This is a genomic window from Mycobacterium sp. NGS34 (assembly GCF_059812845.1).
In genome coordinates, this window is the sequence record NZ_JCALDM010000001.1 from 873,008 (window position 1) to 884,982 (window position 11,975).

13 protein-coding genes and 1 pseudogene are annotated in these 11,975 nt (G+C 69.5%); 9 read left to right on the forward strand and 5 right to left on the reverse strand.

The features are described 5' to 3' along the window. Position 1: 1 nt before the first annotated feature. Positions 2-415 (forward strand): DUF3151 domain-containing protein, encoded by a 414-nt coding sequence (locus AC5Y7V_RS04210; RefSeq protein ID WP_499878763.1) that lies wholly within the window; start codon positions 2-4, stop codon positions 413-415. On the opposite strand, the gene AC5Y7V_RS04215 is transcribed toward AC5Y7V_RS04210, so the two are convergent. From AC5Y7V_RS04215 to AC5Y7V_RS04225, 3 genes are read right to left on the reverse strand one after another with little or no spacing between them, the layout of a single operon-like run. Further along, on the reverse strand, positions 412-1,311 hold the full coding sequence (locus AC5Y7V_RS04215) for a cation diffusion facilitator family transporter (RefSeq protein WP_499878764.1): 900 nt from the start codon (positions 1,309-1,311) through the stop codon (positions 412-414). The two genes, AC5Y7V_RS04210 and AC5Y7V_RS04215, sit on opposite strands and share 4 nt — an antisense overlap. 40 nt (positions 1,312-1,351) lie before the next feature. After that, on the reverse strand, positions 1,352-2,128 hold the full coding sequence (locus AC5Y7V_RS04220) for a site-2 protease family protein (protein WP_499878765.1): 777 nt from the start codon (positions 2,126-2,128) through the stop codon (positions 1,352-1,354). 9 nt (positions 2,129-2,137) lie between these two features. Then, positions 2,138-2,752, reverse strand: a complete 615-nt coding sequence (locus tag AC5Y7V_RS04225) for a peptidase M50 (RefSeq protein WP_499878766.1) — start codon at positions 2,750-2,752, stop codon at positions 2,138-2,140. An 81-nt stretch (positions 2,753-2,833) separates the two neighbouring features. On the opposite strand from AC5Y7V_RS04225, the gene AC5Y7V_RS04230 reads away from it, so the two are divergent. The 5 genes from AC5Y7V_RS04230 to AC5Y7V_RS04250 are packed head-to-tail and all read left to right on the forward strand — an operon-like array spanning position 2,834 to position 7,608. Further along, positions 2,834-4,132 carry an adenylosuccinate synthase gene (locus AC5Y7V_RS04230; protein WP_499878767.1) on the forward strand — a complete coding sequence of 433 codons (1,299 nt, stop codon included), beginning with the start codon at positions 2,834-2,836 and terminating at the stop codon, positions 4,130-4,132. Continuing rightward, a complete protein-coding gene (locus AC5Y7V_RS04235; protein ID WP_499878768.1) occupies positions 4,129-4,767 on the forward strand; it encodes a PaaI family thioesterase in 639 nt (212 codons plus the stop codon). The genes AC5Y7V_RS04230 and AC5Y7V_RS04235 overlap by 4 nt, the downstream gene beginning before the upstream one ends. A 29-nt stretch (positions 4,768-4,796) precedes the next feature. Further along, positions 4,797-5,978, forward strand: coding sequence for a formate-dependent phosphoribosylglycinamide formyltransferase (purT, locus tag AC5Y7V_RS04240; protein ID WP_499878769.1), 1,182 nt, complete (start codon positions 4,797-4,799; stop codon positions 5,976-5,978). After that, entirely contained in the window at positions 5,975-6,391 is a 417-nt protein-coding gene (locus AC5Y7V_RS04245; protein ID WP_499878770.1) for a rhodanese-like domain-containing protein, read from the forward strand. Before purT ends, AC5Y7V_RS04245 begins: the two co-directional genes overlap by 4 nt. Next, positions 6,388-7,608 carry an O-succinylhomoserine sulfhydrylase gene (locus AC5Y7V_RS04250; protein ID WP_499878771.1) on the forward strand — a complete coding sequence of 407 codons (1,221 nt, stop codon included), beginning with the start codon at positions 6,388-6,390 and terminating at the stop codon, positions 7,606-7,608. Before AC5Y7V_RS04245 ends, AC5Y7V_RS04250 begins: the two co-directional genes overlap by 4 nt. Here AC5Y7V_RS04250 and AC5Y7V_RS04255 read toward each other — a convergent pair. Next, positions 7,605-8,984, reverse strand: coding sequence for an NAD(P)/FAD-dependent oxidoreductase (locus AC5Y7V_RS04255; protein WP_499878772.1), 1,380 nt, complete (start codon positions 8,982-8,984; stop codon positions 7,605-7,607). The two genes, AC5Y7V_RS04250 and AC5Y7V_RS04255, sit on opposite strands and share 4 nt — an antisense overlap. A gap of 206 nt (positions 8,985-9,190) precedes the next feature. Here AC5Y7V_RS04255 and AC5Y7V_RS04260 point away from each other — a divergent pair. From AC5Y7V_RS04260 to AC5Y7V_RS04270, 3 genes and pseudogenes are all read left to right on the forward strand, one after another. Then, positions 9,191-9,664 (forward strand): annotated as a pseudogene (locus tag AC5Y7V_RS04260) (HNH endonuclease signature motif containing protein); the annotation flags it as partial. A gap of 56 nt (positions 9,665-9,720) precedes the next feature. Continuing rightward, positions 9,721-11,034: an adenylate/guanylate cyclase domain-containing protein gene (locus AC5Y7V_RS04265; protein WP_499878773.1), complete on the forward strand. Its 1,314-nt coding sequence runs from the start codon at positions 9,721-9,723 to the stop codon at positions 11,032-11,034. Positions 11,035-11,141: 107 nt separating this feature from the next. Continuing rightward, on the forward strand, positions 11,142-11,351 hold the full coding sequence (locus tag AC5Y7V_RS04270) for a hypothetical protein (RefSeq protein ID WP_499878774.1): 210 nt from the start codon (positions 11,142-11,144) through the stop codon (positions 11,349-11,351). An 8-nt stretch (positions 11,352-11,359) separates the two neighbouring features. Here AC5Y7V_RS04270 and AC5Y7V_RS04275 read toward each other — a convergent pair whose 3' ends face one another. Then, positions 11,360-11,974 carry a hypothetical protein gene (locus tag AC5Y7V_RS04275; protein WP_499878775.1) on the reverse strand — a complete coding sequence of 205 codons (615 nt, stop codon included), beginning with the start codon at positions 11,972-11,974 and terminating at the stop codon, positions 11,360-11,362. Position 11,975: the final 1 nt, after the last annotated feature.

Consider the following 11,975-nt stretch of genomic DNA (forward strand, 5'->3'; position numbering starts at 1 on the left):
CATGACGTCGATGGGAGATCTCCTCGGACCCGATCCGATCCTGCTGCCCGCCGATAGCGACGCCGAGGCGGAGCTACTGGCCAACGAGAACCCGACCGCGGTCGCGGCCGCGCACCCGTCGGCGTCGGTCGCCTGGGCCGCGCTCGCCGAAGGGGCGCTGGCCGAGGACAAGGCCGTCACCGCCTACGCGTACGCGCGCACCGGCTACCACCGTGGCCTGGACCAGCTGCGGCGAAACGGCTGGAAGGGCTTCGGCCCGGTGCCGTACGCGCACGAGCCCAACCGCGGCTTCCTGCGTTGCGTGGCGGCGCTGGCGAAGGCGGCCGACACCATCGGCGAGACCGACGAATACCTGCGCTGCCTGGACCTGCTCGACGACTGCGACCCCGCGGCGCGCCAGGCGCTCGGTCTTTAAAAGCTGTCCGTGCAGTCGCCGGGCCGGTCCGGCGGCTCGATCTGGACGGTGGCGTGGTCCAGCCCCCGCGCGGCCAGCACCGCCCGCGCGTCGGCCAGCACCCGGGCGGAGTCGCCGTCGCTGGTGAGGTGCGCTGTGCACATGTCCTTGCCGGGCGAGAGCGTCCACACGTGCAGGTCGTGCACTTCGGTGACGCCGACGACGGCGCCCAGCGCGCCGCGCAGCTCCTCCACGTCGATGTGGGCCGGCGAGGCCTCGGACAGGATGCGCAGCGCGTCGCGGGCCAGCGAGATGGCCCGGGGCGCCACCCACAGCGCGACCAGCACCGCGACCACGACGTCGGCGTACGGCCAGCGCGTCGTCACGGTGACGATGCCGGCGATCAGCACGCCCAGGCTGCCGACGCTGTCGGCGACCACCTCCATGTAGGCGCCCTTGACGGCCAGGCTGCCCTCCGCGTGCGCCCGCAGCAGCAGCGCGACCCCGAGGTTGGCCAGCAGGCCGAGCAGGGCGACGACGATCATCGGCACGCCCGGAATCGACGGGGTCTCCTTGAGCCGCTGGGTCGCCTCCCACAGGATGAACAGGGCCACCCCGATCAGCAGCCCGGCGTTGGCGACGGCGGTGAACACCTCGGCGCGATGCCAGCCGTAGGTGCGCGCGGGCGACGAGCTGCCGCGCTTCGCCAGCGTGACGGCGGCCAGTCCCATGAACACCGCGACGACGTCGGTCAGCATGTGTCCGGCGTCGGCCAGCAGCGCGATCGAGTTGATCAGCAGCGAGGTCGTGAGCTCCACGACGAAGAACACCGCCAGGATCGCCGCCGCGGCGATCATGCGGGGGATCATCCGCGACGAGTCGCCCTCGGCGGGGGTGTGGTTGTGACCGGCGCCCATAGCCAGCAATATATGCGTAACGACGCATATATCGCAAGGGTCAGAACCAGGCGCTCCAGAAGCGGGTCAGCGAGTTGCCCCAGGCCACCAGCACGTGCGGCACCCCGGAGAAGTCGAACAGATAGAGCACGAGCGCGAAGAACCACTGGCTGGCCGCCAGGATCAGGAACAGCAGGATGAAGAAGCCCCACTGCTTGGCGGGCGCCAGCGCGCGCTGCGTCTCGGGGCTCAGGTGCGGCTCCAGGGCGTCGTAGCCGTCCAGGCCCGGGATCGGCAGCAGGTTCAGCAATAGCGCGGTCAGCTGGAGGAACCCGAGGAACGCCACCCCCGACCACAGCACCGCGTGGTCCGGGTCGTAAAAGAACCGGGTCAGCGCCAGCAGCAGCACCGCCAGCACGAGGTTGGCCGCCGGACCCGCCAGGCTGACCATGGTCCGGCGGACCGGCGTCATGAACCACGTCCGCACGTACACCGCGGCCCCGGGCAGGCCGATCCCGCCGAGCAGGATGACCACCACCGGCAGCAGCAGCGAGAGCGCGGGGTGGCTGTAGCGCCGCGGGTCCAGGGTCAGATACCCGCGCACCGCGACGTCGTGATCGCCGAATCGCCAGGCGGTCACGGCGTGCCCGAATTCGTGCAGGCACAGCGACACCAGCCAGCCGGCGATCACGAAGATGAAGACGCCGGCATAGGACAGCGGCCGCACGCTCGATCCGGCCAGCCAGGCCAGCACGCCGCCGGCCGCCGTCACCGCGACCAGGGCGAGGAAGAGCGGGCTGGGCCGCACCGATTCGTGTTGGCGGGCGGGGAAGCTCACCGCTCGAAATTACCGGACCAGCAGCCAGCCCTCGACATTGCGATAGAACGTCGACCGGCGCGCCACGCGCGGCGCCGCGACGCCGTCCCGCTCGACGGTGACGCCGGTGCTGCCCAGCTGCGCCGCGCGGCCGGCCACCCACCGGCGGGTCACGCGGGCCCGCAGGCCCGGCATGGCCTGCGTCGGCTCGATCCGCACGGCGGCGACCTCGCCGTTGAACAGCGTGGTGTCGTCGACGACGGCCTCGCCGTGGACGGTCGCCCGGCCGTCGGACGGCAGCCAGCGCGCCCGGCCCACGATCACCGACCCGGTCTCGTCGCGGATCAGGGTCACCCGCCGGGCGGTGCCGCGCCGGGCGCGCCGCGCCGCGCGACGACCGGCCGGGACCCGGTAGGCCCGGGTGGCCGGGGTGCGGCGGGGCGGCACGTAGGCCACCTCGACGTCGAGCCGCTCGGCGCGCAGCAACCCGGTCAGCACCGCGGCCAGGTCGGCGTCGGCGCCGACGACCACCAGCCGCCGGTATGGCCCGACCGCGGCGTCGACGTCGGACGCATGGACCGGCAGGCCGGCCAGCGCGCGCGGCACCCGCCGCCCGCCGAAGACCAACACCCCCACGTTATTCATGCGTCGCCTGAAAGCTCCTGAGATAGGGTGTGTCACCGGCTGGACCACAATAAGCAGGCGAGATCAGGTTGGAGCAACGTCATGCCGGCAATCGTCCTGATCGGCGCCCAATGGGGCGACGAGGGCAAAGGTAAGGCCACTGACCTGCTCGGCGGCCGCGTGCAGTGGGTGGTGCGCTATCAGGGTGGCAACAATGCCGGGCACACCGTCGTCCTGCCCACCGGCGAACACTTCGCCCTGCACCTGATCCCGTCGGGCGTGCTGACGCCCGGGGTCACCAACGTCATCGGCAACGGCGTGGTGGTCGATCCCGGTGTGCTGCTCGACGAGCTGAAAGGCCTCGAGGACCGCGGCGTCGACACCTCCCGGCTGCTGATCTCCGCCGACGCCCACCTGCTGTTGCCCTACCACGTGGCCATCGACAAGGTCACCGAGCGCTACATGGGCAACAAGAAGATCGGCACCACCGGCCGCGGCATCGGCCCGTGCTACCAGGACAAGATCGCCCGGCAGGGGATCCGGGTCGCCGACGTGCTCGACCCCGACGCGCTGACCCACAAGATCGAGGGGGCGCTGGAGCTCAAGAACCAGATCCTGGTCAAGATCTACAACCGCAAGGCGCTCGACCCGCACCAGGTGGTCGACGCCCTGCTGGAGCAGGCCGAGGGGTTCCGGCACCGCATCGCCGACACCCGGCGGCTGCTCAACACCGCGCTCGAAGACGGTGAAACGGTCCTGCTGGAGGGCTCGCAGGGCACCCTGCTCGACGTCGACCACGGCACCTATCCCTACGTCACGTCGTCGAACCCGACAGCGGGCGGCGCGGCCGTCGGCTCCGGGATCGGGCCGACCCGGATCACCGCCGTGCTCGGGATCCTCAAGGCCTACACCACCCGCGTCGGCTCCGGCCCGTTCCCCACCGAGCTGTTCGACGAGAAGGGCGAGTACCTGTCCAAGACCGGCGGCGAATTCGGCGTCACCACGGGCCGGCGCCGGCGCTGCGGCTGGTTCGACGCCGTGATCGCCCGCTACGCCACCCGGGTCAACGGCATCACCGACTTCTTCCTGACCAAGCTCGACGTGCTGTCCAGCCTGGAAACGGTGCCGGTGTGCGTCGGCTACCGGATCGACGGGGCGAGCATCAATGACATGCCGATGACCCAGAGCGACCTCGCCCGCGCCGAACCGATCTACGAGGAGCTGCCCGGTTGGTGGGAGGACATCTCGGACGCGCGGGAGTTCGACGACCTGCCCGCCAAGGCGCGTGATTACGTGCTGCGCCTGGAAGAGCTTGCGGGAGCACATGTTTCGTGCATCGGCGTCGGACCCGGGCGCGATGAGACGATCGTGCGCCGCGACGTCCTGGCGGCCCGCCCGTGACGGAACCGGACCCGAAGGAACTCGACCCGGAGTACGAACACCACGGCGGTTTCCCGGAATACGGCCCGGCCAGCCCCGGCCCCGGATTCGGCCGGTTTGTGGAGGCCATGCGCCGCCTGCAGGACCTCGCGGTGTCCGCCGACCCCGGTGACGACGTCTGGGACGACGCGGCCGACCGCGCCGTGGCGCTGGTGGAGGTGCTGGGCCCGTTCCAGGTGGAGGAGGGCAAGGCGCCGGCCGGGCGGACGCCCGACGCGCCCGGCATGGGCAGCCTGCTGCTGCCGCCGTGGACGTTGACGCGCTACGCCCCCGATGGTGTCGAAATGACCGGGTATTTCAGCCGGTTTCACGTCGGCGGCAACCACGCCGTGCACGGCGGCGTGCTGCCGCTGCTGTTCGACCACATGTTCGGGATGGTCTCGCACGCCGCCGGCCGGCCGATCAGCCGCACGGCCTTCCTGCACGTCGACTACCGCAAGGTCACGCCGATTGACACGCCGTTGCTGGTGCGTGGCCGCGTCACCCGCACCGAGGGCCGCAAGGCGTTCGTCTCCGCGGAGCTTCTCGACGGTGACGACGCCGTGCTGGCCGAGGCCAACGGCCTGATGGTGCGCTTGCTTCCGGGCCAGCCCTAGCCTCGCCGGAACCGACCTATCCTTGAGCGGTGACTGACGGCTTGAGCCAAGGACAGGACGACAAGACGACGGCGCTCGCCGTGTCGCCGCAGGCTGCCCCCGAACCGCCCGACGACGGCAGGCCGACGGTGCTGCTGCTCGGCTCCGGCGAGCTCGCCCGGGAGCTGGCGGTCGCGCTGCGCAACCTGGGCGCGCGGGTGATCGCCGTCGAACAGCGCTTGACCGACGCCGGCGAACTGGCGAGGGCGGTTCAACGGCACAAACCGGAGTTCGTCGTGACGGCCACCGACGAGGTCGCCGCTCAAGCCCTCGAGGCCCTTTCCGGCGGCCCCGACGGCGAGCTCACCGAACTGGTGCCCAACGCCCGCACCGTCCGGCTCACCTCCGACCGGGAGGCGCTGCGCCGGATGGCCGCCGACGAGCTGGGGTTGCCAACCGCGCCGTTCTGGTTCGTCGGCTCGGTCGGCGAGCTGCGGGCGGTGGCCGCCCACGCCGGCTATCCGCTGCTGGTGAAGCCGGTGTCGGGGCGCGGACATTCGGTGGTCTCCGGGCCCGACGAGATCGAGCCGGCCTGGCAGCGCGCGCAGGGGAATTCGACCGGACGGGTGCTGGCCGAGGCGGTGGTCGAGGTCGACTTCGACGTCACCCTGCTCATCGTGCGCGCCGGGGGCCCGAACGGTCCGCTGATCGAGTTCTGCTCGCCCATCGGCCACCGTGACGTCGACGGCGCCGTGCTGGAATCCTGGCAGCCCCAGCAGACGGGCGAGGCCGCCGTCGATGCGGCCAAGTCGATCGCCGCGCGAATCGTCAAGGCGCTCGGCGGCCGCGGCGTCTTCGCCGTCGAGTTGATGATCAAGGGCGACGAGGTGTACTTCGCCGACGTCACCGCGTGCCCGCACCCGAGCGTCTGGGTGACCCTGCGCAGCCAGCGCCTTTCGGCGTTCGAACTGCAGGCCCGCGCCATCCTGGGCCTGCCGGTGGACACCATGATGATGTCGCCGGCCGCCGCCCACGCGATCGAACCCGGCCCCGACGGCGGGGCGTCGGCCACCGAGGCGCTGACCCGCGCGCTGCGGGTGCCGGAAAGCGACCTGCGCGTCTTCGCCACCGGGCGCGGGGTGGCGCTGGCCACCGCACCGGACGTCTCGGCCGCGCGCGACCGTGCCCGACAGGTGGCGAACGCCCTGAATATGCGAGACTCACGCGGATGAGCTACGCAGGAGACATCACCCCGGAACAGGCGTGGAAGCTACTGAGCGACAACCCCAACGCCGTGCTGGTCGACGTGCGCACCGACGCCGAATGGCGGTTCGTCGGCGTGCCCGACCTGTCGAGCCTGGGCCGCGACGTGGTGTACATCGAATGGGTTAACGGCAACGGCATGCCCAACGCGAACTTCGCCGACGAGCTGCAGGGTCGCGTCCCGCCGGCCGACGAAGAGCGGCCCGTGATCTTCCTGTGTCGCTCGGGCAACCGCTCCATCGGCGCGGCCGAGGTCGCCACCCAGCTGGGCCTCACCCCGGCCTACAACGTGCTGGACGGTTTCGAGGGCCAGCTCACCCCCAGCGGGCATCGCGGCGAGAACGGTTGGCGCGCGGTCGGATTGCCCTGGAGACAGGGGTGACCGGAGGCGACTCCGTCCGCACGCCCAAGGCGCTGCCCGACGGCGTCAGCCAGGCCACCATCGGCGTGCGCGGCGGCCTGCTGCGATCCGGTTTCGAAGAGACCGCCGAGGCGATGTTCCTGACGTCCGGCTACGTCTACGAGTCGGCGGCGGTGGCGGAGCGGTCGTTCACCGGCGAGCTGGACCATTTCGTCTACTCGCGCTACGGCAACCCGACCGTGACGATGTTCGAGGAGCGGTTGCGCCTGATCGAGGGGGCGCCCGCGGCGTTCGCCACCGCGAGCGGCATGGCCGCGGTGTTCACCTCGCTGGGCGCGCTGCTGGGCGCCGGTGACCGGCTGGTCGCGGCGCGCAGCCTGTTCGGGTCGTGCTTCGTGGTGTGCAACGAGATCCTGCCGCGGTGGGGGGTCGAGACCGTCTTCGTCGACGGCGAAGACCTCGCGCAGTGGGAGCGGGCCCTTTCAGTGCCCACGCAGGCGGTGTTCTTCGAGACCCCGTCCAACCCCATGCAGTCGCTGGTCGACATCGCCGCGGTGACCGAGCTTTCCCACGCCGCGGGCGCGAAAGTGGTGCTGGACAACGTCTTTGCCACACCGCTACTGCAGCAGGGCTTCCCGCTCGGCGTGGACGTGGTGGTGTACTCCGGGACCAAGCACATCGACGGGCAGGGCCGGGTGCTGGGCGGCGCCATCCTCGGCGACAAGGAGTACATCGACGGTCCGGTGCAGAAGCTGATGCGGCACACCGGCCCGGCGCTGAGCGCCTTCAACGCCTGGGTGTTGCTGAAAGGCCTTGAGACCCTGGCGGTTCGGGTCGAACACTGCAACGCATCCGCGCACCGCATCGCGGAGTTCCTCGAGACCCACCCCGCGGTGAGCTGGGTGCGCTACCCCTACCTGACATCGCACCCGCAATACGACCTGGCCAAGCGCCAGATGACCGGCGGGGGAACGGTGATCACCTTCGCGCTCGACTGCACCGAAAGCGCCGCAAAGCAACGGGCTTTCGAGGTGCTGGACAAGCTGCGGCTGATCGACATCTCCAACAACCTGGGCGACGCGAAATCCCTGATCACCCATCCGGCGACCACGACGCACCGCGCCATGGGACCGGAGGGTCGCGCCGCGATCGGGCTGGGGGACAACGTGGTTCGCATCTCCGTCGGGCTGGAAGGCACCGACGACCTGATCGCCGATATCGATCAGGCCCTGGGCTAGCCGGCCTGCTTCTCGGCCGCCTCGATGCGCTCGACCGCGGCCAGCGTCCCCTCCTGCGCCTGCTTCTCCACCCAGTCCACCACCGGCCGCGCGTACATCATCTGACTGGTGATGGCCATCTGGCCGCGCGTGCGACCCAGGAAGGAAATGCCCCAGGAGAACATGGCCGCGATCCGGTTGCGGTGGCCCACAAGGTAGTACAGGTGCAGTCCCAGCCACGCCAGCCACGCGATGAAGCCACCGAACTCCAGCTTGCCGACCTTCGCAACGGCGCTGTAGCGGGAGATCAGCGCCATGCTGCCCTTGTCGAAGTACTTGAACGGTTTCCGGGTGGCGGGGTCGTCGTGTCCCTTCAGGGACTGCTTGATGAGCGCGGTCGCGTAGTGCGCGCCCTGGATCGCGCCCTGGGCCATGCCGGGCACGCCAGGCACCGACATCAGGTCGCCGACGACGAAGACGTACGGGTGGCCCTTGACGGAAAGGTCGGGTTCGACGACAACCCGTCCGGCGCGGTCGGTTTCGGTGCCGTCGGACTGGTCGGCGATCATCTTGCCGAGCGGGCTGGCCTGCACGCCGGCGGCCCACACCTTGCACGCGCATTCGATGCGGCGATGGCCGCCGTCCTTTTCCTCGATCGTGATGCCCATGTAGTCCACCGCGGTCACCTTCGCGTTGAGCTGGACCTCGACGTCCATCTTCTCCAGCCGGCGCTGCGCCTTCAGCCCCAGGTTGGCACCCATCGGCGGCAACACCGCGGGCGCCGCGTCGAGCAGAATGACCCGGCATTCGCTGGGGGTGATGGTCCGGAATGCGCCCGCCAGGGTGCGCTCGGCGAGTTGGACGATCTCACCGGCCAGCTCGACGCCCGTCGGCCCGGCGCCGACCACCACGAACGTCAGGCGCCGCTCCCGCTCGGCCGGGTCGGTGGCGACCTCGGCGGCCTCGAACGCGCCGAGGATGCGGCCGCGTAGCTCCAGGGCGTCGTCGATGGATTTCATGCCCGGCGCGAAGGCGGCGTAGTCGTCGTTGCCGAAATAGGACTGCTGCGCGCCGGCGGCCACGATGAGGCTGTCGTAGTGCGTGACGGTCTGCATCCCCATCAGGTGCGACGTGACCGTCTGCGCGGTCAGGTCGATCGCTTCCACTTCGCCCCACAGCACCCGGACGTTCTTCTGCTTGCGCAGGATCAGCCGGGTGGTGGGCGCGATGTCGCCCTCGGACAGGATCCCGGTGGCCACCTGGTAGAGCAGCGGCTGGAAAAGGTGGGTGGTCGTCCTCGAGATCAGGGTGACGTCGACGTCGGCCCGTTTGAGCGACCGCGCCGCGTTCAGGCCCCCGAATCCGCTTCCGACGATGACGACGTGATGGCGCGACATGCCTACCCCTTCGTGTCGTGGTCCCCGCAGCCCATCACCACCCTATGTTGTCGGGGGCCCTTCTATAATCGAACGTATGTTCGACTCAATGAGTGACGCCGGCGTGGTGGACGCCCTGACCGCCGCGGCGCGCGAGAAGAACGCCATGTGGGCGCGGGAGTTCGCGGCCATCGGCGAGTTGTACGCGCGTCGGGCGCCGGAGGACGACATCGGATCCGCGGACCAAGGCCCAGCGCCGCGCCGATTCCCTCGGCGCCCTGGCCGCCGGCCTGGAGGTGCTACGTTGCCAGTGCGGACAGCCCGAGTGTGACGCGGCGCGGCGGGCCGCCACCAATGTGGTGATCCACGTCCTCGCCGAACAGCTCTCCGTCACTGGCGATTCGGAAGCGCCGGGATTCCTGCCCGGTTTTGGCCCGGTGCCCGCGACAGTGCTGCGCGACTTGGCCGGTGCCGCCAAGGTGAAGCCCCTCGTCATGCCGCAGGGCGGCGCCGAGTCCGGGTACCGGCCGTCGGCGTCCTTGGCCGAGTTCGTCAGGTTGCGGGACTTGACCTGCCGATTCCCCGGCTGCGACGCCCCGGCCGAGGTCTGCGACATCGACCACACCGTGCCTTTTCCGTTGGGACCCACGCACCCGTCCAACCTCAAGCTGCTGTGCCGTTATCATTACCGATTGGGCTAAGTACACTCTTGCGCCGGTGAACTTTCCCAACCCGCTCCTCGGCTTACACTTCGGCAATGTTCTCGGAGACGCGCTATGCGATGAACGGGGACTTGCGCGTCGCCTATCGGGCGTCGCCTGAGGGCGAGCGCGACATCGTTGTCGTCCCGTCTTGGTTCAGCAACTGTGACGTGATGCCGGAGCTACCGTCGACCCAAGGGTGGGTCGAGGCGATGATGACGCTCGGTCGATTGATCTTCTTCGACCAGCCTGGCACCGGAGCCTCCGATCCCCTCACTGCGGGCGCGCTGCCGACGTTGGAGCAATGGGCCGACAGCATCACCGCTGTGCTTGATGATCTTGGGAGTCGCGAAGCGGTCCTCGCCGCGGGCATCGGCTCATTCGCGCCTGCCGCGCTATTCGCCGCAACACACCCATCCCGCACCACGGCGTTCATCGCTGTCGAGGGCATCGTGGATCCGACGGCTGAGCGCACTGAAGGGCTCGCTCCCGAGGAAGTCCTCGCTGCATTCGTCAGCGTGTGGGGCACGGGGGAGATGCAGCATGTCTTGAATCCGGATATGCCGTGGAACGAGGAGATCCGGGCATCGTTGGCTCGGCTGGAACGCCTGTCGGCAAGCCCAGGGACCGCTGCTCGCATGATGCCTCTCATGGCTGAAATGGACGTGCGGGCGCTGCTTCCAGCAATCCGCGTGCCTACCCTCGTCCTCCATCACGCCGATAACCCGTTCATCGCGCCCGAGTGGGGCAAGTACATCGCCGATCACATCTCGGGCGCGAAGTACGTCGAGCTTCCAGGGCGCAACCTGTTTCACAACGTCGAACCGTGGCGCGATTCGTTCCGGGAGATCGCCGAGTTCCTCACCGGCCAGCAGGCCGACGTGGCCGATGATCGGGTGCTGGCGACTGTGCTGTTCACCGACATCGTGGAATCGACGCGGCGTGCGGCGGAGATGGGCGACCGTGACTGGCATGCCTTACTTGATGCGCACGACGCCATCGTGCGCGTACAACTCAATCGCTTTCGGGGCCGCGAGGTGAACACGTCGGGAGACGGGTTCCTCGCGATGTTCGACGGCCCGCAGCGAGCGATCCGCTGCGCTATGGCAATTCGTGATGCGGTGCAGGCGCTCGGCATTCAGGTGCGTGCCGGGTTACATACCGGCGAGTGCGAGGTTCGCGGCGACGACATCGGCGGGATCGGCGTGCACATCGGTGCCCGAGTGAGCGCATTGGCCGGCCCGAACGAAGTGCTCGTGTCCAGCACCCTGCGCGACCTCGTGATCGGTTCAGGGCTTGAGTTCGAGGAGCGCGGCGCTCACTCACTCAAGGGCGTTCCCGGTGAATGGCGCATCTTCGCCGTCGCATAGCTTTCTGCACACGGCACCACCTGCTGAAGACCTTCTGCAACGGGTGGGGCGATTGTCAGCGGCCCGACGGAACCCTGGTCTGGACATCCCCGACCGGGCACACCTACGTGACCAAACCCGTTGGGGCCCCGTACTTTCCGGGTCTAGCCGTCCCGACGGGAAAGCTGCTGCTTCCCAACCACACGCCGCCGCAGGATCGGCGCGGACTGATGATGCCCACCCGGCAACGAACCCGGGCCCAGGAGCGCGCCGCGCGCGTCAGCTGGGAACGCGGCATCAACGAAGCCCGCATGGCGGCCGATCCGCCGCCCTTCTAGCGCCACATTTAGAACGGCCACGCCGCGGCGTTGGTCTTGTACTTCCCGTTGAGCTGGTTGCAGAAGTCGTCGTTGGTGCCGGCCAGGAAGATGTAATACGCCTCCGCATTGCTGCGGCGGCTGTCGAAGGAATTAGGCGTCGTCCAGCCGCTGTTGCACGTCGCCGTGTCCGAACCCGTGGTGGGCTTGCGCCAATTGGTCTTCGCGCAGGCGTTCAGCGCGTCGACGTTGGGGGTGGTGCTCTTCGAGGCGACGAGCATCGCGCCGCCCCACAGCCCGTCGTTGCGCCGGTAGGCGCGGGCCCCGAATCCCGCGTTGTTGGTCTGGCACGCCAGCGCCCGCTTGAGCAGCCCGAAGGGGGCGGCGAGCTGCGGATTGCTGACCGCGGCGGCGGCCGTGATGAACTGGGCGGCGTCCGAGCCGTCGACCTCCTGCACGTTCGGGTTGCCCAGGCCCGTCAGCTGCTGCGCAATCCCGGAGTTGTTGCCCCCGCCGATGATCGCTCCGCCGCCGCCGGACGTCATCGGGGGCAGGGTGACGGGATCGGCGGTCGCGACGGGAGCCGACAGCGCCAGCCCGCACGCGGCGACTACAACGCCGATCCGATTTACGACAGATCCCATG

Coding starts and splice junctions, on each gene's coding strand:
- AC5Y7V_RS04215 (WP_499878764.1), bottom strand. CDS start 1,311: ATGGGCGCCGGTCACAACCACACCCCCGCCGAGGGCGACTCGTCGCGG.
- AC5Y7V_RS04225 (WP_499878766.1), bottom strand. CDS start 2,752: ATGAATAACGTGGGGGTGTTGGTCTTCGGCGGGCGGCGGGTGCCGCGC.
- AC5Y7V_RS04275 (WP_499878775.1), bottom strand. CDS start 11,974: ATGGGATCTGTCGTAAATCGGATCGGCGTTGTAGTCGCCGCGTGCGGG.
- AC5Y7V_RS04245 (WP_499878770.1), top strand. CDS start 5,975: ATGAGCTACGCAGGAGACATCACCCCGGAACAGGCGTGGAAGCTACTG.
- AC5Y7V_RS04265 (WP_499878773.1), top strand. CDS start 9,721: ATGTTCTCGGAGACGCGCTATGCGATGAACGGGGACTTGCGCGTCGCC.
- AC5Y7V_RS04210 (WP_499878763.1), top strand. CDS start 2: ATGACGTCGATGGGAGATCTCCTCGGACCCGATCCGATCCTGCTGCCC.
- AC5Y7V_RS04255 (WP_499878772.1), bottom strand. CDS start 8,984: ATGTCGCGCCATCACGTCGTCATCGTCGGAAGCGGATTCGGGGGCCTG.
- AC5Y7V_RS04230 (WP_499878767.1), top strand. CDS start 2,834: ATGCCGGCAATCGTCCTGATCGGCGCCCAATGGGGCGACGAGGGCAAA.